The organism is Paenarthrobacter sp. 2TAF44 (assembly GCF_052114885.1).
In the GTDB taxonomy this organism is placed as follows: Bacteria; Actinomycetota; Actinomycetes; order Actinomycetales; family Micrococcaceae; genus Arthrobacter.
Genome location: NZ_JBFRFP010000029.1, coordinates 16,435 through 33,127 on the forward strand (window position 1 = coordinate 16,435; position 16,693 = coordinate 33,127).

A 16,693-nucleotide genomic window follows, 5' to 3' on the forward strand; every position below is an offset into this window, starting at 1 on the left:
GTGATGCCATGAGTAACCCAGATGAAGCACCAGAGCCTCAGCAGCCCGGCGCCCAGCCTCCGCAGCCCGGCAACGTTCCTCCTGCGGGTTACCAACCGCCGCAGGGCTACCAACCACCCCAGGGCTACCAGCCGCCGTCGCAACCTGGCCAGTATTCGCAACCCGGACAGTATTCGCAACCGGGACCGGGTCAGCCGGGACCGGGTCAGCCGGCGCAACCAGGACAGCCGGGTGGTTTCCACTTCGAAATGCCCACCGACGGACCCCGCAACTTCAATGACGTCCTTCCGCAAGGTGGTTTCTCGGGCCTCTTCAAGACCATGGGCCTGCCCACCGAGCTCAAAGTGTCCTACTTCATTTGGGTGATCTCGGGACTCCTGGGGCTCCTCTTTGGCCTCATTGGGCTTTTCGCCATCATCGCAGCGTTCGCTTTCATGCCAGGAGTTGCCGCACTCCTTCTGGTTCTCCTGATCATCAGCCTGGCTGTTGCAGCCGCCCAGATAGTGCTGGCCATGAAGATGAAGGAAGGGAAGGAATGGGCACGCCTTGCCCTCACCATCCTTGCCGCTGTTTCGCTCTTGCTCGCCATCTTTGGCTCCATCAACGCCGGCGGACCCGGTGCAGGCCTGGGTGGCAACTGGTTTGGTTTCCTCGTCAGCGCGGTGGCCGTTGTGCTGATGTGGTTGCCGAACTCGCAGCTGTGGTTCAAGGCAGTAAAGGGCGCCGTCTAACCCCCTGAAGTACCGCCGTCGGGCTCTCATCCGAGCCGCCCTGACAGGTGTACAAGGCCGTGGTGGTCCGTTGGGCCACCACGGCTTTCATCATGAAGGCGTACGCCATCGTGATGATTTCACCGCCAAGCAGCAAATTCCTGCGTGTGATCATCCGCAGCGCCGGATCCCGGAGGTACGGTGGAAGCAGAATCAGGCTGGGGGCAGGGTCTTTTTGCTGATCCCGGCAGCCGCACCAGCAGTCGAACAAGCAAAGGAATGCCATGAGCAACCCTCCATACCCGCCGTCCAACACGGGGGACGCCAATTCGGGCGACGCGAACAAGGGCGACGCCAACAAGCCTGAGCAGCCGGGCCAGCCATCCACGCCCCAGTATGGCCAGCACGCACCGCAGTACGGTCAGCAGACTCCCCAATATGGTCAGCAGCCGAGCGCTCCACAGTACGGTCAGCAGTCCCCGGGCGCTCCACAGTACGGTCAGCAGTCCCCGGGCGCACCCCAGTACGGTCAGCCCCCGGCTCCCCAGTACGGCCAGCAGTCGCCACAGTTTGGTCAGCAGTCCCCGTACGGCCAGCAGCCTTCTCCCTATGGTCAGCAGGCCCCGCAATATGGCCAGGACACCAACTGGCCCAGCCAGCAGCCAGGTCCCACAACGGTTCCGCAGCTGGTCAACATCTCCTTCTGGATGATCATCGCAGCGGGCATCCTGTCTGCCATCAGCTCACTCATCCTGGCCACCACGGGCTCGGATGCCTTCATCAATTCGATGCTCCAGCAGGCGGCACAGCAGGGCACTGAATTCCCGGAAGGCTCCATCGAAGGCATGCGTGGCGGCATTGTCGTCGCCGCGATCATTGGGGCCATCGTGTCCCTGGGCCTTTATGCATTGGTTGCATTCCCGGTCCGCAAGGGCAAGAACTGGGCCAGGATCCTGGGCACGGTCTTCGCGGCGATCTCTGTCCTTGGCCTCGCCGGACTGTTCCAGTTCGGTGCCACGTACGGCATCCTGCAGCTCTTGGTGATCCTGCTGGGAGTTGCCGCAATCGTCCTGCTGTACCTGCCGGCGTCGGCTCCGTACTTCCGCAAGCCGCAGCCGTTCGGCAACCCTTACCAGAACCCTTACGGCCGCTAAGCCGCCAAGCTTCTTGTAATAACGTCAGCGGGCGCGGACCCGGTAAGGCTAGACAGCCTGACCCGGTGTTTGCGCCCGTTGTGCGTGGTAGGCGAGGATCTGCAGCTCGGTGGCCATGTCCACCTTGCGGAGGTTCACGTGCGGCGGAACCTGCAGGAGAACCGGAGCAAAGCTCAGGATGCTCCGGATCCCTGCAGCGATGACGCGATCGCAAACTGCCTGGGCAACGGTGGCCGGCAAAGCCAGAACCACCATGTTGGTGTGGGTGCGTTCCAGGACGCGTTCAAGTTCCGCTGAATCGCTGACCCGCAACCAACCCACCTCGTTGCCGATCACCATGGGGTCTGCGTCGAAAATAGCCACGACGTCGAAGCCCCGGGACTCGAAGCCGCCGTACCGCGCCAGCGCCTTGCCGAGGTTACCGGCACCGACGATTGCGACCTTCCAGTCGTGCGTCAGGCCAAGGGCTGCGGCAATGTGACGGCTCAGGTACTGGACTTCATAGCCCACCCCGCGGGTTCCGTACGAGCCGACGTAGGAAAGGTCCTTGCGGAGCGTAGAGGAGCTGACGCCCGAAGCCTCAGCCAACGCGTCCGATGACACACGTTCCACGCCTTCGGCCAGGAGCGAGTTGAGCGCGCGCAAATAGAGAGTCATCCGGGCCACAGCCGCGGGCGGGATCTGCTTGGCGGCAGGTTCGTTGTCCCCGCTTGTTGCCCCCGGGGACGGTTCCAGCGCAGTCACGGTTTTCTCCATTGCGTCGCTTGTTGTTCCACTCTATGGCCCTTGGCCGGACTCAACAAAAGCCGGTACTTCCGGGTAACAGAGTCCCCCTGATCCTCAGCTTTCAAGGACTCTTTTCAACGTACGGGTCAGGCGCTGCTCGTCGATCTTCCAAAAGTCGCGCTGGACCCCATCCACCAGCACCACTGGAATTTCCTCCGCGTAACGCTCCTGCAATTCCGGGTTACCGTCGATTCCCTGCTCGGTCCACTGGACTCCCAGCGCCGAGGTAACACGCTCGACGGCGGCACGCGCCTCCGTGCACAGGTGGCAGTCAGCTTTGGTGAGGAGAACGACGTCGGGAATAGCCATGACACAACGGTAACCGCCCCAACCCTCTCTCACATCCTGACCGCTTTCCCACCGATGCTCTCTCACATCCTGACCGCTTTCCCACCGATGCTCTCTCACATCCTGACCGCTTTCCACCAACGCTCTCTCAAATCCCGACCGGTTTCCCACCGATGCTCTCTCACATCCTGACCGCTTTCCCCAACGCTCTTGCACATCCCCACGGGGCAGCCCCACCGTGCGCCCTCAACGCCGGGGCCTGGCGATTGACTAGACTCAAGGCATGCCCGACGAGAAGAACGCCGCTGTGGTCGCCGACGCCAAGGTTCCGCAGCACACCGGCGAAGCCGCTTTCTTCGACGTCGACAACACTTTGATGAAGGGCGCCAGCCTCTTCCATGTGGCCCGCAAGATGTACGAACGCAAGGCCTTCACGCTGTCCCAGGCGGCTGGCTTCGCGTGGAAGCAGTTCAAGTTTGTAATGCGCGGCGAGAACATGGACGACGTCCATGCCGTGCGCGACTCAGCCCTGACGTTGGCCGCCGGGATCACTGTGGAGGACATCAAAGCCCTGGGCGAAGAAGTTTATGACGAAATGATCGAGTCCCGGATCTGGCCTGGAACCAAAGCGCTCGCCGAGCAACACCTCCGTGTAGGCCGGAGGGTATGGCTGGTGACGGCGACCCCCATTGAGGTTGCCACCGTGATCTCCACAAGGTTGGGGCTGACGGGCGCGCTGGGAACTGTCGGCGAAGTCCATGACGGAATGTATACCGGCAAGCTTGTCGGTGACATTCTGCACGGCCCGGCCAAAGCCATCGCGGTCCAGCTCATAGCTGACCAAGAAGGCTTGGACCTGGACCACTGCTGGGCTTACAGCGACTCCGCCAATGACATCCCCCTGCTCACTATGGTGGGCCACCCTGTGGTCATCAACCCCGACTCCAAGCTGCGCCGGCATGCCCGCGACAACAACTGGCCCGTCTACGATTTCCGATCCGGTCGCCGTGCAGCAACCCTGGGGCTGAAGGCGGCCACCGTGGGCGGTGCCATCTACGGGCTTTGGCGCGGATTCTCAAAGTTCCGCGGGCCCCGCTAGCCGTTCCTCTCTCACATCCTCACGCGTTTCCACCGTTCCTCCCTCAAATCCCCACGCGTTTCCAGCGTTCCTCTCCCACATCCTCTGGTGCTGCTGGCCTACCTGTGGATAACTTCTGCACGCTTAGCGGCTTCCAAGGAACAATGCGGGTATGCAGAATTCGTTATTCAACCAATCCAGCCCGCTCTTGGGACCGTTCAGCCTGAACGACGCCAAGGCAGCGGGCATCGATCCTTCAGACATTTGGCGCAGCAGTAGCATCGTTCCCGTTAGTAGGGGTCTGTACCGGCCAACTGACTGGGATTTTGACCTTTCCTCAGCGGCTCGTTCCCTCTCCTCGGCTAGCCCTGGCGCTTGGATCTCCCATACAACGGCAGCCAGGCTCCATGGTTTTGTCTTGCCGGCGTGGCTATCGGATTCAAATGAATTGCATTTGAGCAAACCGCGACGTCTGCCGTCGGTCCGGCGCAAAGGCATCATAGGGCATACTGAAACGCTCTTCGAGGGAGAAATTGAGCAAGTCCAAGGGATTTGGATGAGCACTCGAGCCCGAACATGGCTGGACTTGGCGCGTCGTCTCCCCCTTCATGACCTCGTATGCGTGGCAGATCAGTTGATTCGCATTCCACGGCTGAATCTTGAGGGGCGCGATACACCGTTCGCCACTGCCGAAGGGCTTCGGAGCATGGTCGAACGGCACAAGAACCGTCAAGGCGTAGTCCGGGCACGGGAAGCCCTGGACCTCATGCGCGTCGGGGCCGACTCAGCTCCAGAGACTTTGCTTCGTTTAGCCATGCTCGACGCCAACTTGCCCGAGCCTCAGCTCCAGGTGATGCTCCGCGCGGACGACCCGTTCTCGCCATCAGCAGACTTGGGCTTCAAGAGCCGTCGCCTCGCGATCCAGTACGACGGCGGCCATCACCTTGAGGAGGAACAGATCCATAGCGATCGGCGCAGGGATAAGGCATTTAGAGCAGCGGGGTGGACTGTCCTCGTTTTCGGAAAAGAGGACCTGGCGGACAACTTTGGCAACGCCGTTCTGCAGATCAAGCGGGCGCTACGGACTGCATGGATGGACCCATCCGTTGCATCCGGGTTTGCCAAGAACGCGACGTGAAAGAACGTCCGGGCACAAGCGTCCCGATGTGAGAGAACATCCGGCCACAAGCGTCCCGATGTGAGAGAACATCCGGGCAGAAGCGCCACGACGTGAGAGAACATCCGGCCAAAAGCGTCCCCGACGTGAGAGAACATCCGGCCAGAAGCGTCGGGATGTGAGAGAACGTCGGGCCAGAAGCGCCGCGATGTGAGAGAGCAAAAATGCCCGCCACCTTGGAAGGCAACGGGCATTCACGCTTGGTGAAGTATCTCTACTTCTTATTGCGGCGCTGGTGGCGAGTCTTGCGAAGCAGCTTGCGGTGCTTCTTCTTGGCCATACGCTTGCGGCGCTTCTTAATAACTGAACCCACGAAAGTTCCTTACAAACTAGATGAAGGTCCTGTCTGTTGGAACGGATCCGCGGACTAGCAGCAGACAGTACAACTGACAGATTCTTACATTGACGTAAAACGTTCCTTAACAGAGTACCGCTTCAAAGGGGCACCCCGTGACCACGGTCCGCGGGACGGACCCCGGCGCCCTCAGGCTGTCTCCGATTGTCCGTCGACCACAGCACCCTTGAGGTACTGGGCCACGGCTTCTTCAGGCACCCGGAAGGAACGGCCAAACCTGACGGCAGGCATTTCCCCTGAGTGGACCAGGCGATACACAGTCATTTTGGAAACACGCAGGACCTCGGCTACTTCAGCCACAGTCATGAAACGCGCATTCGAGAAGTTAGTCTCCGCGGACATTTCCCATATTCCTTTGCTCTCAGCCGGACAGGACACCCCCAGTAGAACGGTGTGCCGATGCTGAGCCATCAAACAACCATGTGCTAGATACTCTAGAGGCTGAAGTGACCAATGTGAAAGCATTTCCGCTAAGTGGGACTCTACTCCCTGGCTACTCCCCCGCGACCAGCCGGCGCTTCCGCGCAGACGAAGCAAGCTGTTCCAGCACCGAAGCGGTGACATCCCATTCCATGCAGGCATCCGTAACGCTCTGGCCGTAAACGAGCTCCTGCTCCCCCGCGAGTTGCTTGGTCACATCCAGGTTCTGCGCCCCTCCCACGAGGAAGCTCTCCAGCATGACGCCAGCAATCGGCGAAGTCTCCCCCGCCTCAAGCTGCGCACCGATTTCCAAGGCAACTTCAGCCTGGCGGTGGTGGCTCTTTCCACTGTTGGCGTGACTCGCGTCCACAATCAAGCGCGGGTTCAGCCCCTTGGAGCCGAGCTTGGCCGAAGCAGCTGCAACATCGTCGGCAGAGTAGTTGGGGCCCTTGCGCCCGCCGCGCAGGATCACGTGGGTGTCCGGGTTTCCGGAGGTGGCCACGAGAGCCGCGCGGCCGTCGTCGTCAATTCCGAGGAAGGCTTGTTCAGCGGCAGACGCGCCGCAGGCATCGATGGCCACCTGGAGGTCGCCGTCGGTTCCGTTCTTGAAGCCGATGGGCATGGACAGCCCGGAGGCGAGCTGGCGGTGGATCTGGCTTTCGGTGGTACGGGCGCCGATCGCACCCCAGGAGACGAGGTCGGCCATGTACTGCGGGCTGATGGGTTCCAGGAATTCAGTGGCGGTGGGCAATCCCAGCGCGGTGACCTGCTTCAGGAAGCCGCGGGCTGCCCGCAGTCCTGCGGCAATATCGTGGCTGCCGTCCAGGTGGGGATCGTTGATGAGGCCCTTCCAGCCGACTGTAGTGCGGGGCTTCTCGAAGTAGGTCCGCATGACGATCAGCAGGTCTTCCTTGTGCTTCTCCGCCTGGCTGACCAGCCGACGCGCGTATTCCAGACCGGCCTTGGGATCGTGGATGGAGCAAGGCCCGACGATTACCAGCAGGCGGTCGTCCACGCCGTCCATGATGGCCCGGACTTCATCTCGGCCACGGTCGACGACGGCAGCAGAGCGGGCGTCCAGCGGCAACTCGGCGATGAGGTCCTGAGGGGCCGGAAGCGGCTCGAAGCGGGCCACGCGCAAGTTGGAGGTGGCGGGCTGGGAAGCTTTCCCGGCAGCGGGGAGTGCCTCGTTATCGAGTGTCTCGGTGGATTCTGCAGCGATGCTGGTCATTTCTGGGTCCTGTTCCGGATGCGGAGCGGGCCCCTTTTCAGAACCCGCCGGATATGGCGAAGGGCAGAGAATAATCTCTGCCCTGCTGGCTCTGAAGGAAAGTTGGATGCGTGTCAGTTAGACGCGGGCCCCTCCAGAGCCAACGAAAAATACGCATACCAACGGTTAGTCATAGCCACACCATAGCCGCGGTTCGTCAAACCGGGCAAATTGGGTCCGTCATGATGACAAAAGTTTGCGAAGGAACTGGAGCTGCTTGATCCACTGGTGCTCCTGGCCGCCCTCGTGGTTGTTGAAGCGGTAGACCTCAATGTCCTTAACGGGCCCACCTCCCGAAAGACCGTAATTGTTAAAGCTCGCAAACACGGTTGACGGCGGGCAAATGTCGTCCATTTGGGCGGCTGAGAACAGGGCAGGCACTGTGGCTGCCCGGCCGAGATGCACGCCATCGAAGTAGTTCAGCACGGCAAGCATGGGCTCGTACTTGTCGCGGTGCCGCCCCAGGAAGCCGGCAATTTCGGGGTATGGCCCGCGTGGCGCGATGTCGATCGCACGGGGAAAGTCCTGCAGGAACGGGACGTCGGGCAGCGCGGCGATCACGCCGTCGAGCCTTCCGGCCACCAGCCCGGCGGCCGCCACCGTGATGCCACCACCTTGGCTGATACCGGCCAGCACCACTTTGGAAGGGTCGACGGCGGGATGGCTCTGCGCCGCTTCTACCGCGCGGAAGGCGTCTACGTAGACCCGGCGGAAGTAGTAATCGTCCTGATGGTCAGCGCCCCGGGTCATCAGGCCTGCATAGTTGATACCGCCGGCTGACGGATGCGGATCCGGGGTGTCACCGGACACGCCCCCGTAACCCTGGCCGCGGGTGTCCATGATGAAGTGGACGTATCCAGCCTGCGCCCACCGCGTGTTCTGGTTGACCAGTCCGCGTCCACCGGAGTAGCCGATGTACTCCACCACGACGGGGAGCTGCTGTCCCGCTTCAAGGTGCGAAGGAACGTGGAGCCAGCCCTTGATGCGGTCCCCACCGAAGCCGGAGTACGTGACATCGAAGGTGTCGATGACGCTGAGGTAGTTGTCAACGGGCTCGAAAGCAGCATTCAGCGGCAAGGCCCGGGCCTCAATGATGGTGCGGTCCCAGAAAGCGTCGAAATCAGCAGGAGGAACTGCGCTGGAGGTGTAGTTACGGAGCTGCTCGAGGGGAAGGTCGAAGAGAGGCATGAGGACATCCTACGTCATGGGAGTGTGTCGCCCGTCACGGGGACGGGAAGCTAAAGAGGTGTGATGGAGAGGTTCCGGTACGCCGCCCGCAAAGGGGCCATCTGGCGGATTCCGAAGTAGCCGCCGCCCAAGGGTTCCTGACTGGTGTCCACCCAGTCAAACAAGGGCAGGCCATTGATCGAAAAGGCCACGCGAGGACCATCTTTGATGACTTCCATCCGATAAAACCCATCCGCGTCTTCGGCTGGAGGAAGTGGGTCTGCTCCCTGCGCTACAAGTTCGAAGCCGGCACTTTTGCGCAGGTTGCACGTCCGGAAGGCCCGCTCCGCGGCGTATTTGTGGCGGAAGTAGGAGATGTGGAGCGCGTCCATATCCCCTGAGTGGTACTGCGGGTAGAAGCCAGTTCGCTGAGCCAAATCGGGAGAGAACAGATCCTTGCCCCCGTGTCCGCGCGCGGAGAAGAACACCATGGCCAGGCCTGGCTCCTCAAGCGGAAGGAACTCCCACCTGATCCGGACACGGTCCGGGAGTTCCTCGGGGCACCAGAGAGTCCAGTGGGCGTGATCTCCGTGTTCCTCGGGATCGAGGGAACCGGAAAGAAGCAGGGCTGTGCTTTCTGCGGGAGCCGGCCCCGAACTAGCGATTCCCTCCGGGGCCAAGGCCGGCCCGCCGTCGTCGTACATTTCCAACTGAACCGGCCCCTCCGCGACCCAACCAGCGATATCCGAGGGACACCGCAAAGGGTTGGAATACATCAGGCCTTCGCCCCCATGTTAAGAGCGGCCACCAGTCCGTAGCCGAGGGACTCAAGCTGCTCCGCGACGAAACCGGCAATCCGCTTGGCTCCTTTCTCGTGGAAGTGAGTATTGTCCTCAAGTCCCCCTGCCCAGTGCGCATGCTCTCCGGGAGCGAAGTGGAAGAACAACTCCCTGGACCCCTCCTCGCCCAGCTCCTGGTAGAGCGCGCGGGTCCATTCATTGAGGTCGATGAGGTCCGAGCCAAGCTCTGCCGCCAACTCGCGAACCACCAGAGGATATTCGCCCAGGGTGACGTCGAGGCGTCCGTGCGTGAAATGCCGGCGCTCCACCGGCGTGCACAGAAGGGGAATGCCGCCCTTGGAGCGGACGTCGGCCAACATTCGCTTCAGATTGTCGGCGTAGCCCTTCCGGGCAGCGAGATGGGCGCGCTTTTGGTCGTTGTGCCCGAACTGGATCAGCACGAGATCGCCCTTCACGGTCTTGCCCAGCAGTTGGTACCAGAGGCCTTCATCGCGGAACGATTCCGTGGTGGCACCGCCCTTGGCATAGTTATGGACCGCAGCCCACCAATAGGTTTCGGGCGCGAGGTGGGCTCCCCAACCGCTCATCGGGTACTCGTAACTGGGGCAGGCTGCCACGGTGGAGTCGCCCGCGAGGAGGACTTTCATGATTTTCCTTTCGTCAGCCGAAGCCTTTAACCCTTAACCGAACCGATCAGCATTCCCTTGGCAAAGTGCTTCTGCAGGAAGGGATAGAAGATGAGGATGGGCAGGGTTGCCACCACGATCACGGCGAACTTGATGCCTTGCTCCGGCGGGATGTACGACGGATCCACGTTGCCGGTGCCAAGGAGATCCGAGGCCGCCGTGACCTGGCGCAGGTACATCTGCAGGGTCCACATGTTGTTATCGCTCAGGTAGAGCAAGGGAGACATGAAGTCGTTCCAAATACCCACCGCATAAAACAGCGCAAACGTGGCCAGCACCGGCTTGGACAGCGGCAGCAGGATCCGCCAGAGGATGCCGATCTCGGTGGCGCCATCCATCTTGGCCGATTCCTCGAGTTCGGCCGGGAGTTCCTGGAAGAAGTTCTTGATGATGATCAGGCTGAACGGGTTGATGGCCGCAGGCAGGATGAGCGCCCAGTAACTGTTCAGCAGGCCCAGGTCCTTCACCAGCAGGAACGTTGGAATCATGCCGCCTGAGAAGACCATGGCAAAAACCACCAGGGACAGGATCAGTTTCCGGCCACGGAGTCCACGCTTCGCCAACGGGTAGGCCATGGTGACCGTGAGGACCAGTTGCACCAAGGTGCCCACCAGCGTGACCAGCACGGTGGTGATCAGGGCCCGGGTAAAGGACGGCGTGGAGAAAATGTATTCATACGCCCCCAGCGTGAACTGCTCGGGCCAGACGAAGAACGCCCGCCGGGTAATTTCCGCTTCGTTGGCGAAGGATCCTGCCAGGACGTAGACGAAAGGCAACAGGGTGATGATGCCGATCAGCGTCAGGAAGATGTAGTTGGCGGCATCGAAAATCCGCCCGCCGCGCGTGTTGTGAATCTTCATTAGAAAAGTCCGCTCTGGTTGAACCGCTTGGACAGCCAGTTGGTGCCGAAGATCAGTACGATGCCCACCAAAGACTTGAAAAGCCCGACGGCGGTGCTGTAGCTGTAGGCGCCTTGGGTGATGCCTACGAAGTACACGTAGGTATCGAAGACGTCGGCCACGCTGCGGTTGAGTGCGTTGGTCATGAGGTAGATCTGCTCAAAGCCCGTGTTGAGCATCTGCCCAATGGCCAGTATGAGCATCACGATGATGGTGGACCGGATGCCGGGCAAGGTGATGTGCCAGACGCGCCTGAACCTGCCGGCGCCGTCGATAATCGCAGCCTCGTACTGGTCCTGGTCCACAGTAGCCAGTGCCGCCAGGAAGATGATGGTCCCCCAGCCCGTGTTCTTCCAGATCTCCTGAAGCACAATCAGCGGCCGGAACCAGTTGGGATCGGACAGGATATCCACGTTGGTGCCGAACAATCCGTTGACGAACTGGAACAAGGGTCCGATATCCAGGGCGAACAGCAGGAAGCTCAGCGACGCCACGATAGTCCAGGACAGGAAATGCGGGATATAGACGAGTGTCTGGACGGTTCGCTTCAGCACCGAAAGCCGGACCTCGTTGAGCAACAATGCCAGGACGATGGTCAGCGGAAAGGCAATCCCCAGGTTCAGGAAGGCCAGGATCAGTGTGTTGCCCAGCAACCTCGGAAAGTCGGGGTTGGCAAAGAAGTCGGTGAAGTTCGTCAGACCCACCCAAGGACTGCCGTTGACGCCCAGGAACGGAACGTAGTCCTTGAAGGCGATGGAAACACCGTACATGGGACCGTACCGGAACACTGCGAAGTACACGACGCCGGGCAGGAGCAGCAGATACAGCCATTTGTAGTGCGCGAAGTGGACTGCAAAGCTGCGTCGCCGCGCCGGGGCGGGCGGCTTGCTGGCCGCCCGCTCCGGGGCTTTGGCTTCGGCGACCGGGGCGGTCACTTCTTGGTGTCCTGCCACAGCTTGTTTATTTCTTCTTTGACCTTTTCACCGCCGCTGGTGTTCCACAGCTTGATGGCATCCTTTAAGCCCTGCTCGTCCAGCTGCCCAGCCAGGTACTTAATGCGGGCGTCGGCCACGATGTTGTCCAGTTGCGCACCCTTGGCGACATACGTGGGGGAAACGAAGGCCGCGGCCGGGTTGTACACGGCACTCTTGAGGTCGTTTGCCATCACTGCCACGCGGTCGTCAAAGACCTTCTGCTCGTACTCGGACGCCTGCTTCACGGGGTAGAAGTTGTTCCCCGTGACGTTGGTTCCGAGTTGCGCGTAGCTCTTGATGTCGGTGTTGACTACCTTGCCCTCCGGCGTTTCCGGCTTGATGGTGGCCGCCAAGCCCTCTTCTACGGTGAAGTTGACGCCCTCGATGCCGTTGTTCATCAGGACGGCAACTTCCTTGCTGTTGAGTTTGTCCAGGAACGTGAGGACGTTCTTCAGGTCGGCTTCGGTTTTGACGCTGGACTTGGGGATGGCAAGGAAGCCGGAGTAGCCGTCGGTCGGGTGGGCATGCAGTTCACCGTCCGGGCCCTTCAGGCTGCCTACGAAGCCCACTTTGTTCTGGAAGTCGCTCGGGTTGGCCTGCTTGAAAAGGTTGATCAGCACGCTGACCCGGGAGTCGACGTCGACAATAATGCCGCCCTTGCCGTTGAAGAAGGGCTCATTCCATTTGGTGGGATCGAAGGTGGCAAAGTCGGGGTTGATGAGCTTCTCGTCCACCATCTTCTTGATGAAGCGATCGGCCTCCAGGAATTCCTCGGTTTCGAAGCTCGGCACCAGCTTGCCGTCGCGCTCGGTCCAGCGGTTTCCGGCGCCGAACCAGGTCTCGATCATGTCGTAGGTGCTGTTGGTGCCCAGGGCGCCCCACTTGGGAATGGTGATGCCATAAGTATCGTTCTGGCCGTTGCCATCCGGATCCTGCTCGGTGAATGCCTTGGCCACCTTGTACAGGTCTTCTGTGGTCTGCGGCGCCTTCAGGCCCAACTTGTCCAGCCAATCCTGGCGGAACATCACGGCGGCGCGGATCGGATTACGAGCCCGGAAAACCCCGTAAACCTTGCCATTGACGCTGGCGTTCTGCTGGACTTCGGGGAATGTGGTCTTCAGGTTCGGGTAGTCCTTGAGTTTATCGGTGAGGTCCCAGAACGCCCCGGCTTCGGCGTTCTTGACGAAGCCCGGCGACTTGCCCTGGACCACCAGGACGTGCGGGATGTCGGAGGAGGCCAAGGTGATGTTCATCTTGTCCTCGTAGGAGGCGTTGGGCGCCCACGAGATGTTGATGTCCTTGCCTGTGAGCTCTTCAAGCTTCTTCTGCACAGCGCCATCGGGCGAGGGCGGCTGCGCCTCCAGGAAGGGTGCCATGATCTTGACGGTTGAGAGGTCCGACGCCGGCGCTTCGCCACCGCAGGCGGTCAGGGCCAAGGCGGCAGAGACGACGACGGCGGCCGCAAGCGTTGGTTTTCTACGGAACATTTTCCTACTCCACTTCTTCGGGGTTGTTGTCGATCGACGATTCCGGTGACGCGCCAGGGAAGCGCTTCAGGCTCCATAGGTGCTGCCCGTTCTCGTCTTGATACGTTTCATTAGTGCTCACACCAAGGGAATCTGCGCCTGGTTCGGGGCGCCCTTGGACACGTTCGGCATGCCCTTGGATGTCAAGGGATCGATGGAGGATGTGGCGGCCGCCCGTGGGCAGGCCTTGGCGGTCGATCTCAGGCAAGGCTGGTCTCCTTGGCAGTGGAAGGGGTGGTCGAGGTGGTGGTTGCGCGACTTGAAGCTGCAACTGCTGCCGCATGGCCCGCTTCCTTGGCAAACATGGCGTCGTCATTGGCAGTAAAGAACCTGTCGCACAACCAGCCGGTGAGATAGAGCCAGCCGCCAACGCCAAAGAAGGGCACCAGTCCCGGAAGCGAGCGGCAGGCGAATACGGCGGCGGCCGTCACAAACAGGAGGATGACGGTCCCCGCGAGGTGGCGCATGGCAAACCGGGAAGACATCAGAAAGTACTGCGGAATCGTGAGATCGTACCTGGCAAACATGGGAAAGAGGTAGCACAACGTTCCGGCGGCAAAGAGGACAGCCAGGAGGATCGCGGCCGACGCGACTTGCGAACCCAGATCCCAGCCGGCAGAAAAGTAGCCCCAGTTCAGGGCAAGGGACGCGGCAACTACCAAGACGGGAACGCCGAGGGCATTGCCCTTCCCAAAGTTCTTGAAGTACTCCTTGGCATAGCGACGCATCAAAGGCACGGCATTTCCCTGTACCTTTTCACGGATCAGGATGTGGGCCGCAGCGGTACTGGGCCCGGCTCCCAGCACCACGCCACCCAGCAGTGTGAACACGATCCACAGCATATTCAGGCAGGCGATCCATAGGAGTGTGTCGAAGAACGTGTAGGCGCGAAAACCAAATCCCCCAGAAGTCATGGCACTCCCTTTCTCCATCGTTGCAGAACTAGCCTATTTATCTGATGCCGCTGATTACCTTGCAATCTCCCCATGGTCACCGATGTCAGCCAATGGGGACTTGGCCAAAGTGCGCCAGGTCACAAGTAAACGGTTTCACCGAAATCTAGACTGACTGGTCGCTTCCAGTCAAGGTTGGTCTTGAATCGTTACATTCGCGCAGGGCTCGCGCTACACTTGCAGAATGAATGTCGGGAAAGCGCTTGCCGGTTATAGCTTGCGAGGTATAACCTGAACCGCCGGACCACTTGACGAACGCCTTCACGACTACCTTGCCGACGATGTCGTCGGATCGTTGCCAGCAGTTGCCAGCCAGCAGAGGAGAATCATGGAAATCACTTCCGCCGGGTCCGCCGAAAGTCCCAACGCCCTCAGGACTGCACCGGCAAGGATCGCTCTGGTAGGCGTTCATGGATTCGGCGCCCATCATCTTCAGAACCTGGAAAGGCTCAGGTTGGAGGGCGTGGTGGATCTCGTTGCGGTCGCAGACCCGAATCCCCCGGCCCCAGGGACGTTACCGCCTTCAACGGCGGTCCACTCCGATCTGGATGAGCTGCTTGCCGGGGGCCATCGGCCGGACGTGATCATCGTGGCGACCCCGATCCAGACACACGCCCCGTTGGCTCTTTCTGTGCTGGCTTCCTCCGCGGACCTTTATCTCGAAAAGCCTCCCGTCGCCTCCATGAGCGACTTCATCCGGCTGCAAGAGGCCGCGGCGACAGCTGGCCGCAGCGTACAAATCGGCTTCCAAAGCCTGGGCTCCCATGCACTCGCCGCACTGGAAAGACTGGCTAACGGGCAAGTTTCGGCAGACCTCCCCAGCATTGGGACGCTCAAAGGCATCACGGCCACAGGGCGCTGGGTCCGCGACCGCGCCTATTTCAAACGCTCGCGGTGGGCTGGAAGGCGAAGCCTCGACGGAATTGACGTAGTGGATGGCGTCGCCACCAATCCCTTGGCCCATTCAATCGCGACAGCCCTCCGGATCGCCGGAGCCCGAACTGCAAAAGACCTGGCCACTGTGGAGACGGATCTCTACCGAGCCAACGACATCGAGGCAGACGATACCTCCGTGATTCGGATGCGGACGGTGGACGGGCTGCCCATCACTTGCGCCCTGACGCTGTGCGCCACCGAGTCAGTGGAACCCTACGTCACGCTGCACGGGACTGAAGGAACGGCCGTGTTCCACTACACCGAAGACCACGTCACCGTTCGCACCGAAGCGGGCGAAACAACGCACACGTTTGGACGAGACGATCTCACTGAAAACCTGCTCCACCATTTGTCCCAGGGCGCTGCGCTGCTGAGTCCTTTGGATGAAAGCGGTGCGTTCATGCGTGTGCTGGAAGCCATCCGCACCGCCGAGGCGCCCGCACTCATTCCGCCGCAATACGTGGAATGGGTAGGTGAAGGCGAACAAGCGCATGCCGTGATTCATGGGATAGAAGAAATCCTGGAGCGGGCAACCAGGGCGCATGCCACCTTCTCCGAGCTCGGGCTTCCGTGGGCACGGAAGAACACTGCCGCCGCTGAGCCCCTTTTCGCCACTCATGGTGGCTCTCCCACTGCAGTCTTCCGGACCGGCGACGCCTTGGAACCGGAGCTCTCACCGCGGCCTTATCTCCACCCGGTTATGACGCCGTCAGGGATTGTGGTGACGGAACATCTGCCTGTGGACCACGTTTGGCATCTCGGCGCCGGGTTCGCCCTACAGGATGTCAACGGCAGCAACTTCTGGGGTGGCCGCAGCTATCGGCGTTCTGCCGGCAGATATCTGGATCTCAGAGACCACGGTCGGATCGATTTCCAGGGCGTGCGCCGCGAAGAGGACAAAACCACGCTTGACCTCCACTGGCTCGCTTCCGACGGCGGACTCGTCCTCGAAGAGCAGCGGAGCTATCAGCGAACGCATCTGGACCCCAACACCTGGCGACTCGATATCCAAACGGAACTTACCGCCGTCGTGGACGTCTCACTGGGCAGTCCCGGTTCCCACGGCGCCGCAGGCAGTGGGTACGGCGGCTTCTTCTGGCGCCTCCCCATGAACCATTCACCACGCGTCTTCTCCGCCGTTGCTGAGGGAGAGGCTGCTGTGCACGGCTCGGTTGCGCCATGGCTTGCGTGGACCGGAGGGTTCGACGGCGGCCCGGCCACTTTGGTGTTTGCCGCACCTGCCGAATCGGCGGACCCGTGGTTTGTTCGCTGCAGTGAGTACCCTGCCGTGGGTTCTGCCTTGGCTTGGGACACTGCGGTTGAGCTCGCTGCAGGCACGTCACTCACCCGCACAAACACGGTCTGGATCAGCGATGGAAACCTGAGCGTGGAGGCTATCGAGGAGTTGGTTGCCGGACGTTGAGCGGGTTCGTGGAGTCGCTTAGCAAACTCGCATAGCCGATTTTTTCGGAAGGCATTGTCCGAGGCCTTATATTGTCGTACCCCTCCGGAAG

Annotated in this window: 18 protein-coding genes; 5 read left to right on the forward strand and 13 right to left on the reverse strand. The window is 61.0% G+C overall.

Annotation, left to right across the window (positions count from 1 at the left end; genetic code table 11):
- The first annotated feature begins 8 nt into the window (after positions 1–8).
- Complete coding sequence (locus AB4Z15_RS21570) at positions 9–731, forward strand: hypothetical protein (protein WP_442018882.1); 723 nt, start codon at positions 9–11, stop codon at positions 729–731.
- Between the two features lie 263 nt (positions 732–994).
- Positions 995–1,864: a hypothetical protein gene (locus AB4Z15_RS21575; protein ID WP_442018914.1), complete on the forward strand. Its 870-nt coding sequence runs from the start codon at positions 995–997 to the stop codon at positions 1,862–1,864.
- Between the two features lie 48 nt (positions 1,865–1,912).
- Here the strand turns inward: AB4Z15_RS21575 and AB4Z15_RS21580 are convergent, their stop codons facing one another.
- Entirely contained in the window at positions 1,913–2,620 is a 708-nt protein-coding gene (locus tag AB4Z15_RS21580) for a redox-sensing transcriptional repressor Rex (RefSeq protein ID WP_431116402.1), read from the reverse strand.
- An 84-nt stretch (positions 2,621–2,704) separates the two neighbouring features.
- Entirely contained in the window at positions 2,705–2,959 is a 255-nt protein-coding gene (locus AB4Z15_RS21585) for a glutaredoxin family protein (protein WP_442018883.1), read from the reverse strand.
- 262 nt (positions 2,960–3,221) lie between these two features.
- Here AB4Z15_RS21585 and AB4Z15_RS21590 point away from each other — a divergent pair, with 262 nt between their 5' ends.
- Complete coding sequence (locus AB4Z15_RS21590; protein WP_431116405.1) at positions 3,222–4,037, forward strand: HAD family hydrolase; 816 nt, start codon at positions 3,222–3,224, stop codon at positions 4,035–4,037.
- A 535-nt stretch (positions 4,038–4,572) separates the two neighbouring features.
- Positions 4,573–5,154, forward strand: a complete 582-nt coding sequence (locus tag AB4Z15_RS21595) for an endonuclease domain-containing protein (protein ID WP_442018884.1) — start codon at positions 4,573–4,575, stop codon at positions 5,152–5,154.
- A gap of 253 nt (positions 5,155–5,407) precedes the next feature.
- Here AB4Z15_RS21595 and AB4Z15_RS21600 read toward each other — a convergent pair whose 3' ends face one another.
- The 11 genes from AB4Z15_RS21600 to AB4Z15_RS21650 all read right to left on the reverse strand — a co-directional run bounded on the left by AB4Z15_RS21600 (position 5,408) and on the right by AB4Z15_RS21650 (position 14,204).
- Positions 5,408–5,506 (reverse strand): 30S ribosomal protein bS22, encoded by a 99-nt coding sequence (locus tag AB4Z15_RS21600; RefSeq protein WP_003792170.1) that lies wholly within the window; start codon positions 5,504–5,506, stop codon positions 5,408–5,410.
- 171 nt (positions 5,507–5,677) lie between these two features.
- Positions 5,678–5,890 (reverse strand): helix-turn-helix domain-containing protein, encoded by a 213-nt coding sequence (locus AB4Z15_RS21605; RefSeq protein WP_167263970.1) that lies wholly within the window; start codon positions 5,888–5,890, stop codon positions 5,678–5,680.
- 151 nt (positions 5,891–6,041) lie between these two features.
- Positions 6,042–7,199 carry a 3-deoxy-7-phosphoheptulonate synthase gene (locus tag AB4Z15_RS21610; protein WP_442018885.1) on the reverse strand — a complete coding sequence of 386 codons (1,158 nt, stop codon included), beginning with the start codon at positions 7,197–7,199 and terminating at the stop codon, positions 6,042–6,044.
- A 219-nt stretch (positions 7,200–7,418) separates the two neighbouring features.
- Positions 7,419–8,426, reverse strand: a complete 1,008-nt coding sequence (locus AB4Z15_RS21615) for an acetylxylan esterase (RefSeq protein ID WP_442018886.1) — start codon at positions 8,424–8,426, stop codon at positions 7,419–7,421.
- A 50-nt stretch (positions 8,427–8,476) separates the two neighbouring features.
- The gene (locus AB4Z15_RS21620; protein ID WP_442018887.1) at positions 8,477–9,181 is read right to left on the reverse strand and encodes a DUF1961 family protein; all 705 of its coding nucleotides are present in this window, start codon (positions 9,179–9,181) and stop codon (positions 8,477–8,479) included.
- The gene (locus tag AB4Z15_RS21625) at positions 9,181–9,852 is read right to left on the reverse strand and encodes a rhamnogalacturonan acetylesterase (protein ID WP_442018888.1); all 672 of its coding nucleotides are present in this window, start codon (positions 9,850–9,852) and stop codon (positions 9,181–9,183) included. The genes AB4Z15_RS21620 and AB4Z15_RS21625 overlap by 1 nt, the downstream gene beginning before the upstream one ends.
- Positions 9,853–9,878: 26 nt before the next feature.
- Positions 9,879–10,751 carry a carbohydrate ABC transporter permease gene (locus tag AB4Z15_RS21630; RefSeq protein WP_442018889.1) on the reverse strand — a complete coding sequence of 291 codons (873 nt, stop codon included), beginning with the start codon at positions 10,749–10,751 and terminating at the stop codon, positions 9,879–9,881.
- Entirely contained in the window at positions 10,751–11,725 is a 975-nt protein-coding gene (locus AB4Z15_RS21635; protein WP_442018911.1) for an ABC transporter permease, read from the reverse strand. Before AB4Z15_RS21635 ends, AB4Z15_RS21630 begins: the two co-directional genes overlap by 1 nt.
- A complete protein-coding gene (locus AB4Z15_RS21640) occupies positions 11,722–13,251 on the reverse strand; it encodes an extracellular solute-binding protein (RefSeq protein WP_442018890.1) in 1,530 nt (509 codons plus the stop codon). Before AB4Z15_RS21640 ends, AB4Z15_RS21635 begins: the two co-directional genes overlap by 4 nt.
- A gap of 4 nt (positions 13,252–13,255) precedes the next feature.
- Positions 13,256–13,498 (reverse strand): hypothetical protein, encoded by a 243-nt coding sequence (locus tag AB4Z15_RS21645; protein ID WP_442018891.1) that lies wholly within the window; start codon positions 13,496–13,498, stop codon positions 13,256–13,258.
- The gene (locus AB4Z15_RS21650; RefSeq protein WP_442018892.1) at positions 13,491–14,204 is read right to left on the reverse strand and encodes a YesL family protein; all 714 of its coding nucleotides are present in this window, start codon (positions 14,202–14,204) and stop codon (positions 13,491–13,493) included. The genes AB4Z15_RS21645 and AB4Z15_RS21650 overlap by 8 nt, the downstream gene beginning before the upstream one ends.
- Positions 14,205–14,571: 367 nt before the next feature.
- Here AB4Z15_RS21650 and AB4Z15_RS21655 point away from each other — a divergent pair, with 367 nt between their 5' ends.
- Positions 14,572–16,602, forward strand: coding sequence for a DUF6807 family protein (locus AB4Z15_RS21655; protein WP_442018893.1), 2,031 nt, complete (start codon positions 14,572–14,574; stop codon positions 16,600–16,602).
- Positions 16,603–16,693: the final 91 nt, after the last annotated feature.

Coding starts and splice junctions, on each gene's coding strand:
- AB4Z15_RS21655 (WP_442018893.1), top strand. CDS start 14,572: ATGGAAATCACTTCCGCCGGGTCCGCCGAAAGTCCCAACGCCCTCAGG.
- AB4Z15_RS21650 (WP_442018892.1), bottom strand. CDS start 14,204: ATGACTTCTGGGGGATTTGGTTTTCGCGCCTACACGTTCTTCGACACA.
- AB4Z15_RS21605 (WP_167263970.1), bottom strand. CDS start 5,890: ATGTCCGCGGAGACTAACTTCTCGAATGCGCGTTTCATGACTGTGGCT.
- AB4Z15_RS21625 (WP_442018888.1), bottom strand. CDS start 9,852: ATGAAAGTCCTCCTCGCGGGCGACTCCACCGTGGCAGCCTGCCCCAGT.
- AB4Z15_RS21585 (WP_442018883.1), bottom strand. CDS start 2,959: ATGGCTATTCCCGACGTCGTTCTCCTCACCAAAGCTGACTGCCACCTG.
- AB4Z15_RS21640 (WP_442018890.1), bottom strand. CDS start 13,251: ATGTTCCGTAGAAAACCAACGCTTGCGGCCGCCGTCGTCGTCTCTGCC.
- AB4Z15_RS21570 (WP_442018882.1), top strand. CDS start 9: ATGAGTAACCCAGATGAAGCACCAGAGCCTCAGCAGCCCGGCGCCCAG.
- AB4Z15_RS21595 (WP_442018884.1), top strand. CDS start 4,573: ATGAGCACTCGAGCCCGAACATGGCTGGACTTGGCGCGTCGTCTCCCC.
- AB4Z15_RS21630 (WP_442018889.1), bottom strand. CDS start 10,751: ATGAAGATTCACAACACGCGCGGCGGGCGGATTTTCGATGCCGCCAAC.
- AB4Z15_RS21620 (WP_442018887.1), bottom strand. CDS start 9,181: ATGTATTCCAACCCTTTGCGGTGTCCCTCGGATATCGCTGGTTGGGTC.
- AB4Z15_RS21580 (WP_431116402.1), bottom strand. CDS start 2,620: ATGGAGAAAACCGTGACTGCGCTGGAACCGTCCCCGGGGGCAACAAGC.
- AB4Z15_RS21610 (WP_442018885.1), bottom strand. CDS start 7,199: ATGACCAGCATCGCTGCAGAATCCACCGAGACACTCGATAACGAGGCA.
- AB4Z15_RS21575 (WP_442018914.1), top strand. CDS start 995: ATGAGCAACCCTCCATACCCGCCGTCCAACACGGGGGACGCCAATTCG.
- AB4Z15_RS21590 (WP_431116405.1), top strand. CDS start 3,222: ATGCCCGACGAGAAGAACGCCGCTGTGGTCGCCGACGCCAAGGTTCCG.
- AB4Z15_RS21615 (WP_442018886.1), bottom strand. CDS start 8,426: ATGCCTCTCTTCGACCTTCCCCTCGAGCAGCTCCGTAACTACACCTCC.